This is a genomic window from Paenibacillus agri, assembly GCF_013359945.1.
GTDB classification, from domain to species: domain Bacteria; phylum Bacillota; class Bacilli; order Paenibacillales; family Paenibacillaceae; genus Paenibacillus_AQ; species Paenibacillus_AQ agri.
Map to the genome: position 1 here is coordinate 66,070 of NZ_JABWCS010000212.1, position 18,884 is coordinate 84,953.

The following is an 18,884-nucleotide window of genomic DNA, read 5'->3' on the forward strand; positions in this document are numbered from 1 at the left end:
TGCGCAAGAGCTACCCTCCATTAATGGACTTTGATGCATGGATAAATAAGCAAGGAAAAGCGAAGGTTGAGGCCTTATTCTAAACGGAACGTACATGAGCTTGTTCATGCATTGAGTGCGCGGAAATCCAAGGGATTACGTTGAGCAGCCATGCATTTACTTACAGGACGTATCCATTAGATTTCCGCCGCACCTTCAGATCGTAAGTACAGCTTTGCCCGTAAAGCGGCGATCAATGAGTTGACGCGCCACGGTGTCGATATGCTCCCAGGATTTTTGCACCTCAATAACCGGCCGCAATTTCCCTGCTTTAACCAACCGAGCGAGCATGGCAAGATCTTGCGCAGGCGCATGGCGGTTCATTTCTTCGCCGAGAAAAAAGCTATACAGCGTCCTTCCGCCTAAACCGAGCATGTGCAAAGCAGAGGTATCTGAAGAAGAATGTCCCAGGGAAACGCAGACGCCTTGCGGGATTAATTGCGGGAAAAGAGCGGCGAGCGTAACTCCGCCAACTGAATCAATGATAAAATCATAGGGACCATTCGCGGCGATGGCTTTCGTCACGTCATCCCCGACAAGGACTTCATCTGCGCCATAAGCCATAGCTTGTTTTGCCTTGGATTCGGAACGGGCAACGCCGATTGAATAAGCGCCAGATAAGGCGGCCAACTGATGAGCGAATGCACCGACACCTCCGGTTGAACCTGTAATCAACACTCGCTTGCCTAGCAAGAGCCCTCCTTTACGCAAGGCGTATAGAGCCGAGAGGCCGGCAACCGGCAAGGTCGCTGCTTGTTCGAAGGTGATCTCGTCAGGAATTTCAGCCAATGTGAGGGCAGGTGCAACGATTTGCTCCGCCCAAGCTCCCGTAAGCAAAAAACCGACCACACGACTTCCTTTCTTTGGGCCAACGCCGTTTAAGGCCTCTTGTCGTACAATACCGGAAAAATCCCAGCCGGGCCTGCTCATTTCCTTACGCTGGATTGCGTCGACGACTTCGCCGCGATTAATCGAAAAAGCTTTAACTTCCACAATTGTCTCCCTAGGTTGCGCTTGCGGTGCCTCAACTTCCTGAATAGTGAATGGCTCTTTGATGTGCGGGTCGACAACAATCGCACGTATCATGATGATTTCCCCCTTTTCAATACATGGCGAGTTGATAAATTGCGAGTTGGTATATTTTGCAGTATATCCGCGGCCACTTCATTTCTCAAGTGCAAAACTACACCTGTTTTTTTGAAAGGGGCGCACACATGACGACATCGAATTCAAATAAAGGCGTCGCCGAACTAATACGTGTACTGGACACGATTGAACGACTTCGGATACAGCGGCAGCAGACCACGGACAGGAATTCTTCCCGGATTCAGAACAAGAAACGTTTTACTCAACAGGAATTGAATGATGAGGTTTGCGGCACATACAAAAATTTGCTAACGGGACGATCTCGGCGCATGCCCGACCGTCAGACCCTTATGGAAATTGCTGATTATTTGGAATGCACAAGCGGGGAACGCAACGATCTGCTTCTATCCGCAGGTTATGTGCCGATCCCCTTGCCTTTATCTGACCGAAAATTCGGCCGAGTACTGGAACAAGCCAGATCCATTATGCAGCAGTTGCCTTATCCGGCGATGATCGTAACCGATATGCTGGATATAGTCGGGTATAATGAGTCTTTCTGTGACTTGTTTGGACTGTCCGATTTTTCTTTTACGGCTAACCAGACTAATTTGTTTGATCTTCATTTCAACGAGGAGCTGCCGATCCGTCCGGGTTCTTCCTTTGACGAGAAGTCGCAGTCCCGCTGGGAATCCCATGGGATTGTCGGCATTCAATCCTTTAAGAACCGTCACCCGGCTCTATTCGTGGATTCTAGATATGCGCGTTTCCATGAGATGATGGAGAAATACGCAGAAATTCGCGAATTTTGGAATAGAGAGGCATGGACGGACGAGCAGGATTTGGAGACGCCGAAATACTTCTTGGCGCGGCTGCCATGCTCTGTAGAACGTAAACCCATACGTTATAACCATCTGCACCTTTCCGTGACCGATCAAGCTTACCCGCGAATCGAATTCTTTGTACCGGCGGATGAATCCGCACGGCAAGTGTTTGCCGCATGGGGTTGTGCTATTGATTGCTCATTTAAAAGTTGGCGCAGGTAAAAGGCAAATCCTAGTTGGGTCCCCTTCAGCAGTTAAAGCGTAACCATATGGGCATTACAGCAACGACTCAAATTAACAAGTTAACTACCCGGCAAGACTATGCTCATTGATGCATGCTCTTCGATGTATTGAACAGCAGGAAGGGTACATACAAAGTGAGCCCGGCAATTTTATTCAGCTATCCTTAATTAGGGCTTGCTGAACGTTCAAAAACTCACTAAAAACTGCGTAATAACAAGGGATTTGGAGCGCAGACTCCGCGTTCTTTTTCTCTTCTTTTTCGCAATGTTTTCACGCCGGCGCCTCACCCTAAATTTCGCATAAACAATCGTTCAGCAAGCCCTAACTAGAACATACTCATGCAAAAGCGTCCTCTGCAAGCAAATGCTGCCGAGGACGCCTTTTTTTCGTTACCGTTTAACCTCTGGAGAGATTGCAAGTCTGGATGCCAGCGCCAGGATCATCTCTCTGACGTCGTAATAACAAGCAGAACACTGGGTTCGGACGCCAGTGGCTTACGCTCAATTAAGCCTCGTTTCTGCATTCTCGTCAGATGATGGGATAATCGGCTCTTGGACCATTTCATAGCATCAATCAGCTCATCTGTGTCACAAGGTGACGGATCGTATTTTATTACGGATCAATCTGAAGACATTTTATCTGTCCGTTCCGCCAGCTTCGTAATCGACTCAATGTCTTGACCTGTTAAATGATCAAGAAAATATTTGCGTACTGCTTTTGCGTATACGGGACGAGAAGCATCGACTGCTGATTTTCCAGCGGGAGTGATGATGACTTGAACACCATTGCCTGTGTCTAATGGTTTCCTTAGAACAAGTCCACGTTGCTCCATCCGCGTCAGATGATGAGACAATCGACTCTTCGTCCACTCCATCGAGTCGACTAATTCCTGTTGGCGAAGGACACCATTCCCTAAATCAACTAACCTGACTAATACTCCAAAATCACCCTCTTCTGATAGTCCTGTTTTCTCGGACAAGTCTTTTACTACACGATCCATGATTTTCTTATAGTTGGATTTCCACGAATACCATAGCTGCATTTCCTCTTCATTTAGCCAGTCTTTATCCATTATCACATATCCTTTTCATTTAGTTTCGTTATGACCCATAGGGAAATTATCACTAGCGTTGCAAAAAAAGCTGAACGCATGAAGCTGTTTCATCCACTTGAAAAACGTCTAGATAGCCGGTCGTTTACGATACATCATACCGATTTTATTAACATCTAAGTCAAAACGATTCACTCTAACGCACGAAAAAGGATTCAGCACATGGACAAGGATACCCTATTTTTTTTATTTGGTAAATGGTCATTACCTATTCGGAGTTGATGTGTCAACTTAAATATATTATAGTGAACTAACCACCTGGTTGACGCGTCAACTTAGGTGTGATATAGTGAACCCATCGCCAAGGTTGACATGTCAACCTGATGATAGAGCAGATATATTACAAAGATTGCACATTGCTGCAAGAAAGGATGGTACTACAATGCATAATAATCGTGTCGCCCTGATTACCGGGGCAAATCAGGGAATCGGTCTTCAGGTTGCAAAGGAGCTTGTGGCAAACGGCCTCACAGTGCTGGTCGGATCGCGTAATTTCGAGCGAGGTGAGGCTGCAGCCAAGGAGATTGGGCCGGGTGCCATCGCACTCCAGCTGGACGTGACCGATCAGGCTTCAATCACCGCAGCAGCAGAGCGCATCCGCAAGGAGCTTGGCCGCCTCGATGTGCTCATCCAAAACGCGGCGATTTCAAATACAGGAATGGGCTCCATGTCCGCCCAGGAGTACGCTAAATTAACCCTTCCGAGCAACGTATCCCTAGATGAAGTACGTGCAGTGTGGGAAACCAACGTGTTCGGCGTCCTTGCTGTTTACCAGGCGATGGTACCGCTTCTGCGCGAGGCGCCGCAAGCAAGCATAGTCAATGTATCAAGCGGCGTGGGCTCGCTGACGAGTAACGCGGATCCGTCCTATGCCTTCCGTTCGTACTTCCGCCCCGGCTATCCTGCTTCCAAGACGGCTCTCAACGCTATGACGCTCGCCATGGCGATCGAGCTGGAGTCGACTGGAATCAAGGTCAACGCAGTCTCTCCGGGCTTCACCAAGACGGCACTCAATGCAGAGGGTACGCAGACTGTCGAGGAGGGTGCTTCCGAGGTCGTGCGTGTTGCGCTGCTCGGGCCGGACGGGCCAACAGGCACGTTCATGAGTGCAACATTTGGAACGATTCCGTGGTAATCAGTAAACCATGATTGTTACATCAAGTGCATTCATGCATAAATACAAGTAATTTGCTTCTGTGTATGAAGCACCTGTCTATTAACATCACTTAATAGACAGGTGCTTTATTTATATTAACGAAATATGCAACTGTTATTAAAATACATATCATGTACAGCTTATTGGTTAACCAATAAACGCGCCGGAGGAAGGGACGGCCACTGCTATTCATCTAGCAAAACTCAATGATAAAGGGTCAACAGGCGGTTTTTTGATGATAAGAGTAAGGATGAGTGGACCTCCAAAATGTACAAAAAAAGCTTGGATTTCCTGTGTGTGTAATCACAACTTGAGGCCTTGGCGCTCTGGTACGCTGATACGGACGATTGATTATTTATTAGGAGGATAACGATATGTTTTGTTATCAGTGTGAACAGACGCCGGACGGCGGATGTACTGTAGTGGGTGTGTGCGGCAAGAACGAGACGATTGCGAGCCTGCAGGACACGATGATTTTTGCATTAAAAGGAATTGCCGCCTACGCGACACATGCAAGACAACTGGGATATACCGATCCTGAGGTGGATCGCATCACTCATGAAGCGCTGTATATGACCCTGACCAATTCCAACTTTAATGTGCAGGAGCATCTGGAAATGGCGATGAAGGTTGGTAATGCCGCGGTACGAATTATGGATGTGCTGGACCGCGCGCATACGGATCGGTTTGGTATCCCGCAGCCGGTTACAGTCAGTCAGAATAAAATTGAAGGCCACTCGATTGTGGTGACCGGGCATAACCTGTATGCTCTCGAAGAGCTGCTGCGGCAGACAGAAGGCAAGGGAATCAACATTTACACTCACTCTGAAATGCTGCCTGCCCACGGCTATCCGGCACTGAAGAAGTATAGTCATCTGAAAGGAAATATCGGTAAAGCCTGGTATGACCAGCGCCGACTGTTCGAGAAGTTTCCGGGCGCGATTCTGGCGACTACGAACTGTGTGTTGCCGATTAAAGGGACGTATGCAGACCGCTTTTTCTCATATGAAGTAGCAGGGCTGGAAGGTGTGGAGAAAATCAGAGGGGAGGACTTCACCCCGCTGATTGAGCGTGCGCTGTCACTGCCAGCGGCAGACGTGGAGTCGGATCTTGTGCTTACCACAGGGTACCATCATGAGACGGTGCTGGGGCTTGCGCCTGAGATTATTCAGGCAGTCAAGGACGGTCATATCCGCCGCTTCTTCGTGATTGCAGGCTGTGATGCACCAGGCAAAGGGGGAGAATATTACCGTGAGCTGGCTACCTCGCTGCCAAATGATACGGTTATTCTAACCACGTCTTGCGGTAAGTTCCGCTTCAACGACGTAGATTACGGGACAGTAGGGAATACAGGGATTCCGCGTTATATCGATCTTGGTCAATGCAATAATTCCGGCTCCACTGTAAAAATCGCACTGGCCCTCGCCGATGCCTTCGGGTGCAGCGTGAACGAGCTTCCGGTCAGTATCGTATTGTCCTGGTTTGAGCAAAAGGCAGTAGCCATTTTACTAGGTCTGTTCAGTCTCGGCATTCAGGATATCCGCATCGGGCCGAAGCCGCCTGAGTTCATTTCAGAAGGTGTGCTGGATGTGCTTGTTGAAATGTTTGGGCTGAAGCTGATTACAACTGCCGAGGCAGACATGAACGCGATGCTGGCACTATCGTAAGCGTACGCCGTCTGTTTGGCAAGGCGAACTAAGGATAGAATAAGGAGTTGCTTCGCACTTTAGGGTGCGATGCAGCTCTTTTTTTTGCGGAAGAAATTCACGATTTCCATGACCTGCATGCGGGATGCCGTTATAATAGTAGAAGATTGAAGAGACAGAGGAGCGAGATTATACACATGACAGAAAAAACAGAGAACAAGACACAATTTCAACAGGTGCGTGAGTTTCACCTTGGCTTTAACTGCCCGGCCCCTGAGGCGCCGGACAAGCTATCGGACAAGCTTGCGGTTAACCGGGCCTCTTTTATTATGGAAGAAGTAATCGAGCTGTTGCATGCTACTGCCGGTAATGACGAGCGCTTTGCCGCCTTTTACGAGGATCTTATGACCCGAGCCGCTGAGTCTTATCGCAAGCAACTGCAGAAACCCTATCCTGACGACCAGTTGATTGGGCAGATGGATGCGTTCACGGATATTTTGTACTTTGCCAATGGCGGATTCGTAGAAGCGGGTGTGGAGCCCGAACCGATCTTTAATATCGTCCACGCAGCGAACATGGGCAAAATCTTCCCGGATGGCAAGCCGCATTACAACGAGGTAGGGAAGGTCATTAAACCGGATAACTGGGAGCGCGACCATGCACCAGAACCTAAAATCCAGGCTGAGATCAACCGTCAAATTGAGCTGGGTGGCAAACGGTTCGAGTAGAGAATACTTGGATGTAACATTGTGTTAACAACAGCATAGTATGCTTAGTTCCCAAAACAACAATGTATATTTCGTGGGAGGGGGTGTCTGTATGCCACAAGTCATGAGAGTGCTCAGAAACCGCTGGTTTCAATGGATAGCCGGTATTTTTCTGATTGTGATTATTGCTTTTTCCACAGTATCTTTTCTACTAGTGAACTCCGTATCTGCTGCTTATACAAAGGGAAGTATCGAGGAGAAATATGCGTTACCCGGAACGTATTCAGTCCAAACGGCGGAGATCAAGGGGAGTAAGGGAGAAAGGCTGTACAAAGTCTACTACCCGGAGTCCAAGAATACCAGACATCCATTGATTGCGTGGGGTAACGGAACGGGAGCACTGCCCAAACAATATGATGCATTGTTCCGCCATCTCGCAGGCTGGGGATTTATCGTCATTGACAGTTACAGCACAACAACCGGAACAGGAAAAGAAATTCTGGCCTCGATTGAATATCTGCTGGCTGCGAATAATGACCCCAAAAGTCAGTTCTATCACAGGGTTCAGCCCGATCGAATAGGCGCAGCGGGTCATTCCCAAGGCTCCACGGGCGTCATTAATGCCCATACGAATTATGAGCGTGGGAAAGTGATCAAAACCGTTGTATCCATCGCGCTTCCGAAGCTGGAATTTTGCGAACCAAAGGATGCTTATGATACATCTGCGCTGAAGGTGCCATTTTTAGTGCTGAGCGGCACCCGTGATTTTATCATCTCACCTGCCTCTTCCAACAAGCTGGAGATCAGCAAAGCTAAGCCGGATCTTCCGGTAATGATGGCCATGGCTAAAGGGGCTGCGCATACAGCGATTGAACAGGATGGCGGTCAGCATAGAGGTTATCTGACGGCCTGGATGAGATACCAGCTGATGAATGATGCAGAGGCCAAGCGCGCTTTTATCGGCAAGGATGCGGAGATTGTCACGAATAGCAATTGGAAGGATGTCACTTCAGCCAATATGCAGAAATGATTCAACTGGGGACGAGAAACAGAGTTATGAAATATAAGAACGGAGAGACCTGGTCTGACATGACATAGGTTTCTCCGTTTTTTTGTTAATTCAACGCTAGTGATTTGAAATCAAAGATAGATTCTCTTCTAGTAATTTCCCGACTTGTCTGGCTATATGTTCACAATCAGAATTGATTTCATCCATAACAAAGGATTCCACAATACCTAGAACGGCTGTGCTCAGGAAACGAATCGTCAGGTCTCGATCTTTATTGCTGTCTACATTAGGAATTTCTCCGCCGATTTGTTCCATAAGACAATTGAGAAGTTGTTTTCTAAAAGAGACAGTGCTTTCACTTTTAAATAAGGCATAGAAAAAATCTTTCTTTTGTTCAAAGTAATGAAACCAAATGATTGTACTTTCTATAAAATCAGTTGCTTTACTTTCGGCGCAAGTCGATTTGAGTTCTCTGATTTGTTCTTGAACGATCACATCTAATAAGTCATTTTTATCAGTAAAATGTAAGTAGAAGGTTTTTCTGCTGATATCAGCTTTTTCAGTAAGAGTCTTCACAGTAATACTATCAAATCCATCATGAAGTAGAAGTGTCAAAAATGTGGATTGAATTGCTTTTCTGGACTTTTTGGTTCTCCGATCTAATTTTTCTTCCATATCAAGCTCCGTTTCATACACAGTTTAGAATAAATGAGTATTACTACATGAATTAGTAAATGTGGTAATTGTTTTGTCCATCATTCTATTTTAAATTAAATATACAGGAGAGTATTAATACACACAAGGATCGAAATTGATTTTTGTGAAAGATACTTATTCTATTATAAAAGCAGTAATGATAAGGAGAGAAAAATATGAATAGACCTCATGTTATTTGCCACATGATGACATCCTTGGACGGGAAAATAGACGGGGATTATATGAACACAGAAGAAGCACAATCTTTGTATTTGAAATATGTAGAAATCCAGGAAAGCTATAATCCTAAGGCCTGGATGTGCGGCAGGGTGACTATGGAGGGGAATTTTGCCTTTGGAGAAAAGGTGGAATTTAAGGGAGGTATCACCTTAGCAGTACCAAGGACAGATTTCATTGCTGATGCTCATGCTGAAAGATATGTCATTGCAGTAGATCCTAAAGGGAAATTAAGATGGACTCAAAACACAATACCGACATCGTTTCAGTTAAAAGTGGAATCACATATTGTAGTGGTAATCACTGAGGCTGTAGCAGATGAATACTTAACATATTTACGCGATTTAGGGATTTCTTATATTTTTGGCGGTAAAGATCAACTGGATTTGCATGAAGTATTAAGAAAGATTAATACCTTATTAGGTGTCCAGGAAATGATGTTGGACGGGGGAGCTTATTTGAACGGTACTTTTCTAAATGAGGGACTCGTTGATGAATTAAGCTTATTAATTACTCCAACAGCCGATGGGGATACAAGTACACAAGCATTATTTGCCAAACCGGATTCTCTGGTGAAACAACCAGCGGCACGATTTACATTAAGAGAAGTTCGGAAATTAGAGTCTAACGGCATATATTTAAATTATGCGATTAATAGATAATATTCATAGCAAGAATCCACTTGAGGAGAGACTTAAGTGGTTTTTTTGCGTTAGAGTGTACAGCAGATGAATGTTGCAGAGACCAAGCGCGCTTTTGTTGGCAAGGAAGCGGAGATTGTCATGAGTAGCAATTTGGGAACGGAAAACAAACTATTCAACTAGCAAGGCAACCCATATAAATATTACATATAGGAGTATCGCTACCGCTAAAGCGCTGAGTGGAATAATCCAAATTAAATGTGTTTTGAGTGGCCGCGCTATTATTTTCAATCTTTCTCTTTTGGATAGTACACCCTTATTTGCTTTTTTGATAATTTTGGTAGCTTTTTGTTCATTAATATTAAGAAGATTATCCCATAGTTGATTGTATTGCTCTTGAACCTTATCTTTATCAGGACTTTGTTTTAATAAAACCATAGTACCCTCCCATTATTGAGGCTTCACTCGTGTCGAACCACTGTTGGGGCTATCAGAGACCATTTAATTCTACCAAAAAATTGAAATTACCGGAAGCTTGAAAAAAATGTTAGTGTAGATGATACTTATTTTGATCCTTATCAATATGAAAGGACGGAAAATCAAATGCTTAAATTAGTTTCCTTTATATTTGAATTACTCCGGTTATGTATTTTACTTGCTTTGACGCTGTTGGTTTTAGGGGGAGTGGAAAAGGTCATATATCAATGGATATTTGGCCAGCCGCTGTATCATTGGAGTATGACATTGGGGAATATGATTTTATTTTTAGTGTTATACCGAAATTATTTTCAATTTAAAGGCTGGTATAAATCAGAGAATAATAAAAAATTGAATAAGGTCTCGACAAGGAGTTTAACTTTAATCTCAATAGGGCTATTATTAATACCAATTTGGATAGGCTAGTAGAGTACGGAGAGATTATTATCATAGTATCATAGAAGATACAGATCTTTTGCGATAATACATTCGGTAAAGCAATAGTAAAAAAGTATTCCATAGGAGTGTTAATCGATGGATTTTGAAATGGTAATGCAGGAGCTTGAAGACCTGGGCAAAGAACGAACTAAGAAAATTTATCAATCCAATGGCGCACATGAACCGCTTTTTGGTGTGGCTACAGGTCAAATGAAGCCTATTTTTCGAAAAACAAAAATAAATCAAGCGTTGGCTGAGCAACTTTATGCAACAGGGAACTACGACGCCATGTATTTTGCCGGAATTATTGCCGATCCCAAAGCAATGACAGCGGCAGACTTTGAACGTTGGATCGACGGCGCTTATTTTTATATGCTATCCGATTTTGTGGTGGCGGTAACGTTGGCAGAGGCAGATATTGCCCAAGAAGTGGCTGACAAGTGGATATCAAGCGGCGATGAACTGCGAATGTCTGCGGGCTGGAGCTGCTACTGCTGGCTTTTGGGGAATCGCCCGGACGCTGAATTTTCCGAGAGCAAAATTGCCGACATGCTGGACCTTGTTGAAAATACGATCCATGACGCTCCCGAACGCGCAAAATACGCTATGAATAATTTTATCTACACAGTAGGGGTGTCCTATGTGCCTCTTCATGATAAAGCGTTCGAAACGGCTAAAGCGGTAGGTCCGGTTGAAGTTGATCTTGCGAAGAAAAAAAGCAAAGTTCTTGTCGCATCTGAACGCCTTCAAAAGGCGATAGATAAAGGGGAGCTTGGTTTTAAGCGCAAGCATGTAAGATGTTAAGTGCGTTATGAATCTCTAACCGTTACCGGGACTGAAAACGCAGAAAACATTTGCAATCTATTAATTCGAAACGCAAATAATCCATCTGGCAGTCCTGGCACAGCAGAATGGATCGGAGCCTGCCCAAGGAGGAACGTTATGAACATTACCGAAGATTTCATTGATGAAAGGTTCAAAGCGTACATTCTGGAAACCTTTTGTGCGAATCGTGAAGGGATTCTAACTAGCGATGTGGATACCATCGCATCCCTGCAGCTTGCGAATCATAAATTTTCTAGTCTGAAAGGGATTGAACATTTTGTATCTCTGAAAGAGCTGAATTGTTCATACAATACCCTGACGGAGCTAGACATTAGCAAAAATATCAACCTTGAGAGGTTGAATTGCGCGGGGAACAAATTAATCCAACTGAATCTCCATTGCAATCCTTTGCTCATAGAGCTTAACTGTAACAAAAACGAGATTCATGCCTTGGATTTGACAGGCAATGTGAAGCTGGAGACGCTGGATTGCGGGTTTAACCGGATTCGCAATTTGGATGTCAGTCATAACACCAAGTTATCCAAGCTGGACTGTTATTGGAACATCCTGTCGGAATTGCATGTTGATCAGAACACCAGTCTACATGAGCTTAACTGTGGTTACAATTCCTTGTTTGAGTTGAATATAGGGCAGAACACACAACTCACACATCTCGATTGCGGTAACAATTATTTAATCAGCTTGAACCTAACGGGCTGCTCGAATTTAGTTGAAATCCGCTGTAATCATAATCATCTCACCCATCTGGATGTGACCGGAATTCCTGCCTTGCAAAGCTTAAGATGCTTCAATAATCACATAACAGACTTGGATTTGAGTCATAATGCTCATTTAGAGGAGCTCTATTGCTCAGAAAATAAAATCTTGAAGCTGGATACCGTCCATAATCCCAAGCTGGAGCGATTGAATTGTTCGAATAATCTCATTACCCAGCCAGACCATACGGTCGGAGGGATTGGGACTTTTAGCTACGATACCTCACTCACTTGCTATACAGCAACGCTTAGTTATCAGGGGATAGAGCTTCCTGTTCAAGCGAGCATCTCCACCGAAGCCGATATGGAACGGTTGTCGCCCATCATTAAGCACGCATGGAAACACTTTGGAGAGTTGAGGGATAAAGCACTTGACTTGATTGCCCAGCTCCATCCCGATGAAGATGTGAATGAGTTAGTGCTGAGTGGGCTAGAATTTGAAAAAGACAGCACATTTCGCTTGGGCTACGATGCAGGTGATACCCCGGCAGGGCAGCTCTGCATTTACGTGAGTTTTAATGAAAATCTTGATATAAACAACGATCTTGTCTATGAAACTTATTAATAGTCATAAAAAATCAGGGTGAACCTAAGAAATGGTGATAATGCTGGCACATTCCGTCCGAATGCAGGAAGTTACACGTGCGGAGATGGCAGTGATGAATGATCGCGCTATGAGCCTGTCTACCGAAATAAATGCCGTAACTAACTTCGAGACGACAAGGATATTCCTGCGTGGGCGAAAAGTAGTGCTGCTAACGTGAAGCAAGCAGGTATTGTGCAAGGTAAAGGCGGAAACCAATTCGCCGCTCAAGACCATGCAACGAGGGCTGAAGCCGTAGCAGTGCTGTTGAAAATGTTGGGTTCAACAGGGTAAGTAAAGTAACAGAGCTCAAGCGGAGATACCGCTTGAGCTTTTTTTCAGTTGAAATATTTACAGTGAAAAAATCTAAGGCGATTTCAAATTGACAATGAATAGAATGACCGGAATGCTTTTTTTACTAAATTAACAATTATATAGAAAATTGATATACAAGCCTACTCCTCGTGACGCAGCCTTAACATACAGGAATTACACTAACTAGGACAAAGATTTCCAGTTACAAAATTTTCTAAATTAAAAGGAGGCCTCGTAATGAGTGAGCTTGATAATCAGCTCAGCTTGGCGATCCATGGAAAGCCCACAGCGGCGGTTACCTATAATCGCACGGCATCGCTGAAAAAAATGAGATTTCGGGAAAATGTGCTTGCTTATACGTTTTTAGCACCCTCTTTGTTCCTGTTTGCCATCTTTTTGTTTTATCCCATTCTAAAAAGCGTTTATCTCAGTTTGCACAGTACAGACCCAACCGGGCAGGTGGCCGCGTATGTCGGACTGGATAACTTTAAGGAGCTTTTTTCTTCCGGTTTGTTCTGGAACGGCATGAAGGTTACGGCCATGTTTTCACTGCTCACGGTTCCGACGAGCATTTTGCTAGCTTTATTACTAGCGGCGTTAACCCACAATTTACGCTGGGGAAAAAGAGGATTCCAATTTGCGTTCTCACTCCCCTTGGTGCTCGCAGTAGGAACGTCTTCGATTATCTGGAAATTTTTATTTCACCCGTCACTCGGGATGCTGAATTATTTTCTCGGGCTTGCTGGAGTAGCGCCCATTCCCTGGCTTGTCAGCCCTGAATGGGCGCTACTGTCCGTTTCCCTCATGACAGTTTGGATGAATCTAGGGTTTAATTACATCATTTTATCCAGTGGCCTGCAAGGGATTCCCGATGAGCTGTATGAGAGTGCAAAAATAGACGGTGCCGGAGCAGTCACGATGTTCCGGATCATTACGATGCCACTTTTATCACCAACCCTGTTTTTCGTAGTACTTGTTTCAATCATTAGCGCCTTTCAATCGTTTGGTCAAATCAATATCTTGACCTCCGGCGGTCCGATGGACAGTACCAGTGTATTCGTTTTCTCAATTTTTCAGGAGTCCTTTATCAATTTCCGGTTCGGAGCCGGCAGTACACAAGCCCTGATGCTGTTTCTGGTTATTCTCTTGCTTACCTATATTCAATTCAAATGGGTAGAAAGGAAAGTGCATTATCAATGAAAAAGCTTACTGCCGGACAAGCGGCTTTGTACATTGCGTTAGCCATCATGGCCGTGCTTGTCCTTTACCCAGTAATATATACCTTTTTTATGGCTGTGATGACGCCAGCTCAGGCCAGTGCTTATCCTCCATATATCGTGCCGCACTCTCTGAATTTGGCCAATTTCATTCAAGTATTTGATCTTGTACCTGTCGGCACCTTCGTTGGGAATACGTTTTTGGTTTCAGCCATCGTCATGATTGGACAATTGGTCACGGCCAGCATGGCTGCTTACGCATTTGCCAAAATGGAGTTTAAAGGAAAAGCGCTTATGTTCAGCTTGTTTGTCTCTACTATGATGATTCCATGGGAAGTAGCAATGATCCCCAATTATTTGGTTATCCGGAATCTGAACTGGTTGGATACGTACCAAGGCTTGATCGTTCCATTTCTGGCCACGGCATTTGGCACGTTCTTGCTGCGCCAGTTCTTTCTCCAACTGCCTAAGGAGCTGTTTGAGGCAGCTAAAGTGGATGGATGCGGGCACATCCGGTACTTTTTATTTCATGTGCTACCGCTGTCCCGGCCGGCGCTGGGGACTTTAGCCGTATATTCTTTTCTGAATATGTACAACTCCTATTTGTGGCCCTTGCTGATTACGAACAGTGATAAGATGCGCACCGTGCAAATTGGAATCTCCATGCTGCAGTATCAGGAATCGACTTCGTGGAATCTGGTATTTGCCGGGATAAGTATCGTGATATTGCCTTCGTTGCTATTGCTGGTGTTTGGATTGAAGCAACTTGTTAGAGGGATGGCGGCAGGGGCGCTGAAAGGCTGAAATATCCCTTAAGGAAGTCAACTGCCACTGGCGGATGATGATATAGAAAGAGCTTCAAATGGATGGACAATATGTGTTGAAAAGGAGAGATTGTGAAAATGACGGGGTTTCGATTCAAACACGGAATGGTTCTGTCGACAGCAATTCTGATGGTAGCTCTGGCCGGTTGTAACAACAGCTCAGATGCCAGCGGGTCTAATGGCAGCACGAGCAGTCCAAGCGCTGGAAGTAATAGCACCAATGCAGAGAAACCGAAAGATGATGTCAAAAAACCGGTTACGATCACCTGGTGGCACTCCATGTCCGGAACGAATGAAAAAGCAGTGGATAAAATCGTTACTGATTTTAATGCCAGTCAAAGCGATGTTCAGGTACAGGCTATATACCAAGGTACTTATGATGAAAGCTTAAACAAGCTTAAAGCTTCGATTGGCTCTAACAGCGGCCCGGATCTGATTCAGACCTACGAAATCGGCAGTAAATTTATGATTGACTCCAAAATGATCACACCTGTTCAAACATTCATCGACAAAGACGGCTTTGAGTTATCCCAATTGGAGCCTAATATCACTCGTTATTACACGATCGACGGTAAATTAAACGCTATGCCGTTCAATACGTCCAATCCGATCCTTTATTATAATAAAGATGCGTTTAAAGAAGCGGGGCTTGATCCGGAAAAACCGCCGAAAACTTATGAAGAATTTGAACAAGCTGCTAAGGCTTTGAGCAAAAATGGCAAGCCAGGCGCCTCGATTGCTATCTACGGCTGGTTTATGGAGCAGTTCTTCGCGAATCAAAACGCCGACTATGTTAATAATGGCAACGGCCGGGATTCCGCCGCAACCGAATCGCTCGTGAATTCCGAAGCCGGTGTGAAAACACTGGAATGGTGGAAACGGATGCTTGACGAAGGAGCCGTCAGCAACCTTGGACGCAAAACGGCCGACACAAACAGTGCCTTTGCCGCCGGGCAGATTGCCATGACACTCGACTCTACTGCAGGTCTTCGCAACATTGTAGAATCTGTTGGCGGGAAATTTGAAGTGGGAACCGGCTTCTTGCCTAAACCGGCGTCTGCAGACAAAGGTGGGGTAGTAGTCGGTGGGGCAAGCCTGTATATCATGAACAGCAAGCCGGAAGAACAGCAAAAGGCTACTTGGGCATTTATCCAATACTTGGCCTCTCCGGAAGTTCAGGCAGAGTGGAGCGTTAACACCGGTTACTTCCCGATCACCAAGGCTGCTTATGACCAGCAAGTGTTGAAGGACAACATGGTGAAATATCCGCAGTTTCAGACGGCCGTGGATCAATTGCATGCTTCCACGGAGTCTACAGCGACTTCCGGCGCCGTAATGGGTGTATTTCCGGAAGCGCGCCAACTCGTGGAAGGCGGGATTGAAGCCGCTTTGAACGGCCAAAAGCAGCCTAAACAGGCACTTGACGAAGTGGCTCAGCAAATCACGAAAAAAATTGCCGATTACAATAAAACCCTTAAATAAAGTACAGCTTCCAATGGAAGGGAACTAGTCAACGCCAAGGATTCTTGATGGTCCAGGGAAGCGTTTGAACATGCTTAGGTTTAGCAACTCGTTGTAAAAACCGGATCCTTAACTACAGGGGAATCCGGTTTTTGCTTTTCCTTCACGTTCTTTTCGAAAGAGGCTCCGCTAAATTTTGCCCCGGAATTTCTGTCGTCGTTCTAACGTGACTATGTATACTCCTGGTTACCGACTCGACTCATTGTTGAGAGTCTGATGGATATCTTTTACTTTGCGAAGGATTTTAGCTTCGGCGGCTCGATTGGGTGTATTGCTTTCGATTGCAGTTGTCGGTATCTTAGTATTGTTCAGTTCAATCATTGCGATAAATTAAGATCCCCTAACCCCTAAAGGAGAAAAACTAGATGACTATTATCAGCAAATTAGCAACCTCACTCAACCGCAAAGACGAAGGTCCTAATCAGGAGCTGGCGAAATATATTGCCGACCGGGAGGATAAGGAAGCTGTGAAAGAACTCGTTGATAATTTGCATAACAGAGATAAGAATATTCAAAGCGATTGTATTAAAGTTCTCTATGAAATCGGAGATATGAAACCGTCATTAGTTGTTGATTACAGCAAAGAGTTCGTAACATTGCTTGATCATAGGAACAATCGGCTTGTGTGGGGGGCTATGACCGCACTAGATGCGATAACTCTTGAAAAACCGGAAACCATTTATTTATCACTTGCAAAAATTGTTGAAATTGCTGACAGAGGATCGGTGATCACAAAGGATCACGCAGTAAATATCCTGATTAAACTTTGTTCTGTCCAACAATATGCTGATAATGCATTCAGCTTACTCATTGAACAGCTTAAGAAATGTCCGACAAATCAACTCCCAATGTATGCGGAGAATGCAATGTCCATCATTAACGATAACAACAAAGCCGTATTCATAGAGACGCTGATCTCACGATTTGACGACATTGAAAAAGATACAAAGCGAAAACGAGTGGAGAAGCTGATTAAGAAAATGAGTTGATTCTACCATGTATGTTAAAAAAACAAACATAGCTAAAAAAAAGAGAGCTTATATAAAAAGGATCGAAGTGTAATTAACGGCATTTTTGTACCTTAAATCCTCTGCAGCTAAGGGTTAGCGGAGATTAAGTGCAATATTGTACCTTAAATCTTCCAGAAAGCCTGTCCAGTGTGCTTTTTCGAAAAGTAAGATACAATAATGCCCTTATTTCCCTTATTTGGCTATATTGAAGAAAAATAAGGTACAAAAATGCTGTTAGTTGGTGAGGTGGCCCCTCTTTTCACTGTTAGGGTCAGCGCCCCCTCTATTTCTTCTTGAACCAACTAATCATCGACAACAGCAGCGATAACACGATGAACATGATAGAGATTGCCCAAGGATGCAGGATGAACACATGAGACTGCCAAGGCCACAGGTATTCACTCATAGTGCTGTCCCTGCTTTCTTGCGAATCCAGGCCACCATCAAGAGAATAGCTGGAATCACGATAAAGAGGGGAATCCATAAGTTGTAAGGAAGGATCCGGGTCCCCACGAAGATGTGATCAGTCACATTCCGTGCCATATTGCTGCCAATCCATAGTGTGGTCACGGTAACGATAAGAATCGGCAGACGTAGTGATTTGGCGGAGGTAAGCTTCTGGATAGCCAGAACAGCAGTCATCAGATGAAGGGATATTTTTAAAAAGATAGTCGTCATAAAGTACATCACGCCCAGAGCATCGAGGTTATCCAGAAAATCACTGATACTTAGCTGCCTCAACAACACCAGCAGAGGATAGATATTGCGTTGGAAGACGCCTTCGCCCAGCACCATAATCGCTAACATATCAAACACGGCGATAGTAACGCCGGTGACCAGCACGGCAATGATATTTATTCCGGCCAATTGCCCCGGTTTTCTCAGAAAGGACCATAACATCGCGAATTCAATGGTTTCGCCGAAGGTCTGCAGAATGCCAAAGGGCCAGACGGTCTTCCAGACTCGCCCCCAGCCTTCGCCCAAGAGGGGCTGAAGATTGTCGAAATGCACATTTCTGGAACCCAGTAGTAGAAGGATCTCTGCAACGAAGAGAAAGAATATAATCGGGAAAAGCAGCCCCGCGAACCTAAAGATAACTTCGACTCCACTGGATAGAAAATACATAATCACGAGCATCATGGAGCCTAGGATGACCCATGTAGGCGTACCTGGCAGCAGGGTGAGCGGGACAAGCTCCTTTAGATCGCTGATTCCCCGTCCTGCGTCATAAATAAACAGCAATGGATAGAACCAGGCAATGGGGATGCCCAGCCAAGGGCCAAATTGCTTGGGGAACCATTCAACCAAGGATAAGCCCGGCATCATGTTCATAAGAGCGATGTAGCCCAGGATCATGAACATTCCAATGAAGGCTGAGAGCAGCATCGCAATCCAGGCATCACGTCCGGCGGGAGAGGCGAACCCGAAGATCACTGTCGTTCCTAGCTGAAACAACACCGTAGTCGCAAAGAGCTGATAACCCGATACCCTGACCATCCTGATTCC

The 18,884-nt window shown here is 45.0% G+C and carries 21 protein-coding genes; 14 read left to right on the top strand and 7 right to left on the bottom strand.

Annotated elements, in window-relative coordinates; translation table 11 throughout:
- Nucleotides 1-195: 195 nt before the first annotated feature.
- Nucleotides 196-1,125 carry a zinc-binding dehydrogenase gene (locus HPT30_RS16670; RefSeq protein ID WP_175372485.1) on the bottom strand — a complete coding sequence of 310 codons (930 nt, stop codon included), beginning with the start codon at nucleotides 1,123-1,125 and terminating at the stop codon, nucleotides 196-198.
- 128 nt (nucleotides 1,126-1,253) lie between these two features.
- On the opposite strand from HPT30_RS16670, the gene HPT30_RS16675 reads away from it, so the two are divergent.
- Nucleotides 1,254-2,168 carry an MmyB family transcriptional regulator gene (locus HPT30_RS16675; protein ID WP_175372486.1) on the top strand — a complete coding sequence of 305 codons (915 nt, stop codon included), beginning with the start codon at nucleotides 1,254-1,256 and terminating at the stop codon, nucleotides 2,166-2,168.
- 460 nt (nucleotides 2,169-2,628) lie between these two features.
- Here the strand turns inward: HPT30_RS16675 and HPT30_RS30435 are convergent, their stop codons facing one another.
- Both HPT30_RS30435 and HPT30_RS16685 read right to left on the bottom strand, forming a co-directional pair.
- Nucleotides 2,629-2,802 carry an ArsR family transcriptional regulator gene (locus tag HPT30_RS30435; protein ID WP_312876347.1) on the bottom strand — a complete coding sequence of 58 codons (174 nt, stop codon included), beginning with the start codon at nucleotides 2,800-2,802 and terminating at the stop codon, nucleotides 2,629-2,631.
- Between the two features lie 6 nt (nucleotides 2,803-2,808).
- Nucleotides 2,809-3,261 carry a MarR family winged helix-turn-helix transcriptional regulator gene (locus HPT30_RS16685; RefSeq protein ID WP_175372488.1) on the bottom strand — a complete coding sequence of 151 codons (453 nt, stop codon included), beginning with the start codon at nucleotides 3,259-3,261 and terminating at the stop codon, nucleotides 2,809-2,811.
- A 421-nt stretch (nucleotides 3,262-3,682) separates the two neighbouring features.
- Here HPT30_RS16685 and HPT30_RS16690 point away from each other — a divergent pair, with 421 nt between their 5' ends.
- The 4 genes from HPT30_RS16690 (at nucleotide 3,683) to HPT30_RS16705 (ending at nucleotide 7,839) form a co-directional block, all read left to right on the top strand.
- Complete coding sequence (locus HPT30_RS16690; protein ID WP_175372489.1) at nucleotides 3,683-4,435, top strand: SDR family NAD(P)-dependent oxidoreductase; 753 nt, start codon at nucleotides 3,683-3,685, stop codon at nucleotides 4,433-4,435.
- 395 nt (nucleotides 4,436-4,830) lie between these two features.
- Nucleotides 4,831-6,123 (top strand): hydroxylamine reductase, encoded by a 1,293-nt coding sequence (hcp, locus tag HPT30_RS16695; protein WP_175372490.1) that lies wholly within the window; start codon nucleotides 4,831-4,833, stop codon nucleotides 6,121-6,123.
- Nucleotides 6,124-6,299: 176 nt separating this feature from the next.
- Nucleotides 6,300-6,830 (top strand): pyrophosphohydrolase domain-containing protein, encoded by a 531-nt coding sequence (locus tag HPT30_RS16700; protein ID WP_175372491.1) that lies wholly within the window; start codon nucleotides 6,300-6,302, stop codon nucleotides 6,828-6,830.
- Between the two features lie 91 nt (nucleotides 6,831-6,921).
- Nucleotides 6,922-7,839: a poly(ethylene terephthalate) hydrolase family protein gene (locus HPT30_RS16705; protein WP_246317188.1), complete on the top strand. Its 918-nt coding sequence runs from the start codon at nucleotides 6,922-6,924 to the stop codon at nucleotides 7,837-7,839.
- Between the two features lie 96 nt (nucleotides 7,840-7,935).
- On the opposite strand, the gene HPT30_RS16710 is transcribed toward HPT30_RS16705, so the two are convergent.
- Entirely contained in the window at nucleotides 7,936-8,493 is a 558-nt protein-coding gene (locus HPT30_RS16710) for a TetR/AcrR family transcriptional regulator (protein WP_175372492.1), read from the bottom strand.
- 197 nt (nucleotides 8,494-8,690) lie between these two features.
- On the opposite strand from HPT30_RS16710, the gene HPT30_RS16715 reads away from it, so the two are divergent.
- Complete coding sequence (locus HPT30_RS16715; protein ID WP_175372493.1) at nucleotides 8,691-9,413, top strand: RibD family protein; 723 nt, start codon at nucleotides 8,691-8,693, stop codon at nucleotides 9,411-9,413.
- Nucleotides 9,414-9,563: 150 nt separating this feature from the next.
- Here HPT30_RS16715 and HPT30_RS16720 read toward each other — a convergent pair whose 3' ends face one another.
- Nucleotides 9,564-9,830, bottom strand: coding sequence for a hypothetical protein (locus HPT30_RS16720; RefSeq protein ID WP_175372494.1), 267 nt, complete (start codon nucleotides 9,828-9,830; stop codon nucleotides 9,564-9,566).
- A 573-nt stretch (nucleotides 9,831-10,403) separates the two neighbouring features.
- Between HPT30_RS16720 and HPT30_RS16725 the strand changes: the two genes are divergently transcribed.
- The 8 genes from HPT30_RS16725 to HPT30_RS16760 all read left to right on the top strand — a co-directional run bounded on the left by HPT30_RS16725 (nucleotide 10,404) and on the right by HPT30_RS16760 (nucleotide 17,357).
- Nucleotides 10,404-11,111, top strand: coding sequence for a DNA alkylation repair protein (locus HPT30_RS16725; protein WP_175372495.1), 708 nt, complete (start codon nucleotides 10,404-10,406; stop codon nucleotides 11,109-11,111).
- A 138-nt stretch (nucleotides 11,112-11,249) separates the two neighbouring features.
- Nucleotides 11,250-12,473, top strand: coding sequence for a leucine-rich repeat domain-containing protein (locus tag HPT30_RS16730; protein ID WP_175372496.1), 1,224 nt, complete (start codon nucleotides 11,250-11,252; stop codon nucleotides 12,471-12,473).
- Between the two features lie 31 nt (nucleotides 12,474-12,504).
- Nucleotides 12,505-12,672, top strand: a complete 168-nt coding sequence (locus tag HPT30_RS16735) for a hypothetical protein (RefSeq protein ID WP_175372497.1) — start codon at nucleotides 12,505-12,507, stop codon at nucleotides 12,670-12,672.
- Nucleotides 12,669-12,785: an S-layer homology domain-containing protein gene (locus tag HPT30_RS30985; protein WP_376767043.1), complete on the top strand. Its 117-nt coding sequence runs from the start codon at nucleotides 12,669-12,671 to the stop codon at nucleotides 12,783-12,785. The genes HPT30_RS16735 and HPT30_RS30985 overlap by 4 nt, the downstream gene beginning before the upstream one ends.
- A 258-nt stretch (nucleotides 12,786-13,043) precedes the next feature.
- Nucleotides 13,044-14,006: a carbohydrate ABC transporter permease gene (locus HPT30_RS16745; RefSeq protein WP_175372498.1), complete on the top strand. Its 963-nt coding sequence runs from the start codon at nucleotides 13,044-13,046 to the stop codon at nucleotides 14,004-14,006.
- A complete protein-coding gene (locus tag HPT30_RS16750; protein WP_175372499.1) occupies nucleotides 14,003-14,827 on the top strand; it encodes a carbohydrate ABC transporter permease in 825 nt (274 codons plus the stop codon). Before HPT30_RS16745 ends, HPT30_RS16750 begins: the two co-directional genes overlap by 4 nt.
- A 98-nt stretch (nucleotides 14,828-14,925) precedes the next feature.
- Complete coding sequence (locus HPT30_RS16755; RefSeq protein ID WP_175372500.1) at nucleotides 14,926-16,329, top strand: ABC transporter substrate-binding protein; 1,404 nt, start codon at nucleotides 14,926-14,928, stop codon at nucleotides 16,327-16,329.
- A gap of 404 nt (nucleotides 16,330-16,733) precedes the next feature.
- On the top strand, nucleotides 16,734-17,357 hold the full coding sequence (locus tag HPT30_RS16760; protein ID WP_175372501.1) for a hypothetical protein: 624 nt from the start codon (nucleotides 16,734-16,736) through the stop codon (nucleotides 17,355-17,357).
- 304 nt (nucleotides 17,358-17,661) lie between these two features.
- On the opposite strand, the gene HPT30_RS30440 is transcribed toward HPT30_RS16760, so the two are convergent.
- On the bottom strand, nucleotides 17,662-17,784 hold the full coding sequence (locus HPT30_RS30440; protein ID WP_281364505.1) for a hypothetical protein: 123 nt from the start codon (nucleotides 17,782-17,784) through the stop codon (nucleotides 17,662-17,664).
- On the bottom strand, nucleotides 17,781-18,875 hold the full coding sequence (locus tag HPT30_RS16765) for a GerAB/ArcD/ProY family transporter (protein ID WP_175372502.1): 1,095 nt from the start codon (nucleotides 18,873-18,875) through the stop codon (nucleotides 17,781-17,783). Before HPT30_RS16765 ends, HPT30_RS30440 begins: the two co-directional genes overlap by 4 nt.
- Nucleotides 18,876-18,884 lie beyond the last annotated feature (9 nt).

What these genes read in the sequence shown, in the direction of transcription:
- HPT30_RS16755 (WP_175372500.1), top strand. Translation starts at nt 14,926, where the DNA reads ATGACGGGGTTTCGATTCAAACACGGAATGGTTCTGTCGACAGCAATT.
- HPT30_RS16760 (WP_175372501.1), top strand. Translation starts at nt 16,734, where the DNA reads ATGACTATTATCAGCAAATTAGCAACCTCACTCAACCGCAAAGACGAA.
- HPT30_RS16700 (WP_175372491.1), top strand. Translation starts at nt 6,300, where the DNA reads ATGACAGAAAAAACAGAGAACAAGACACAATTTCAACAGGTGCGTGAG.
- HPT30_RS16710 (WP_175372492.1), bottom strand. Translation starts at nt 8,493, where the DNA reads ATGGAAGAAAAATTAGATCGGAGAACCAAAAAGTCCAGAAAAGCAATT.
- HPT30_RS16690 (WP_175372489.1), top strand. Translation starts at nt 3,683, where the DNA reads ATGCATAATAATCGTGTCGCCCTGATTACCGGGGCAAATCAGGGAATC.
- HPT30_RS16705 (WP_246317188.1), top strand. Translation starts at nt 6,922, where the DNA reads ATGCCACAAGTCATGAGAGTGCTCAGAAACCGCTGGTTTCAATGGATA.
- HPT30_RS16730 (WP_175372496.1), top strand. Translation starts at nt 11,250, where the DNA reads ATGAACATTACCGAAGATTTCATTGATGAAAGGTTCAAAGCGTACATT.
- HPT30_RS16745 (WP_175372498.1), top strand. Translation starts at nt 13,044, where the DNA reads ATGAGTGAGCTTGATAATCAGCTCAGCTTGGCGATCCATGGAAAGCCC.
- HPT30_RS16765 (WP_175372502.1), bottom strand. Translation starts at nt 18,875, where the DNA reads ATGGTCAGGGTATCGGGTTATCAGCTCTTTGCGACTACGGTGTTGTTT.
- HPT30_RS16720 (WP_175372494.1), bottom strand. Translation starts at nt 9,830, where the DNA reads ATGGTTTTATTAAAACAAAGTCCTGATAAAGATAAGGTTCAAGAGCAA.
- hcp (WP_175372490.1), top strand. Translation starts at nt 4,831, where the DNA reads ATGTTTTGTTATCAGTGTGAACAGACGCCGGACGGCGGATGTACTGTA.
- HPT30_RS16735 (WP_175372497.1), top strand. Translation starts at nt 12,505, where the DNA reads ATGGTGATAATGCTGGCACATTCCGTCCGAATGCAGGAAGTTACACGT.
- HPT30_RS16725 (WP_175372495.1), top strand. Translation starts at nt 10,404, where the DNA reads ATGGATTTTGAAATGGTAATGCAGGAGCTTGAAGACCTGGGCAAAGAA.
- HPT30_RS30440 (WP_281364505.1), bottom strand. Translation starts at nt 17,784, where the DNA reads ATGAGTGAATACCTGTGGCCTTGGCAGTCTCATGTGTTCATCCTGCAT.
- HPT30_RS16715 (WP_175372493.1), top strand. Translation starts at nt 8,691, where the DNA reads ATGAATAGACCTCATGTTATTTGCCACATGATGACATCCTTGGACGGG.
- HPT30_RS16675 (WP_175372486.1), top strand. Translation starts at nt 1,254, where the DNA reads ATGACGACATCGAATTCAAATAAAGGCGTCGCCGAACTAATACGTGTA.
- HPT30_RS16685 (WP_175372488.1), bottom strand. Translation starts at nt 3,261, where the DNA reads ATGGATAAAGACTGGCTAAATGAAGAGGAAATGCAGCTATGGTATTCG.
- HPT30_RS16670 (WP_175372485.1), bottom strand. Translation starts at nt 1,125, where the DNA reads ATGATACGTGCGATTGTTGTCGACCCGCACATCAAAGAGCCATTCACT.
- HPT30_RS16750 (WP_175372499.1), top strand. Translation starts at nt 14,003, where the DNA reads ATGAAAAAGCTTACTGCCGGACAAGCGGCTTTGTACATTGCGTTAGCC.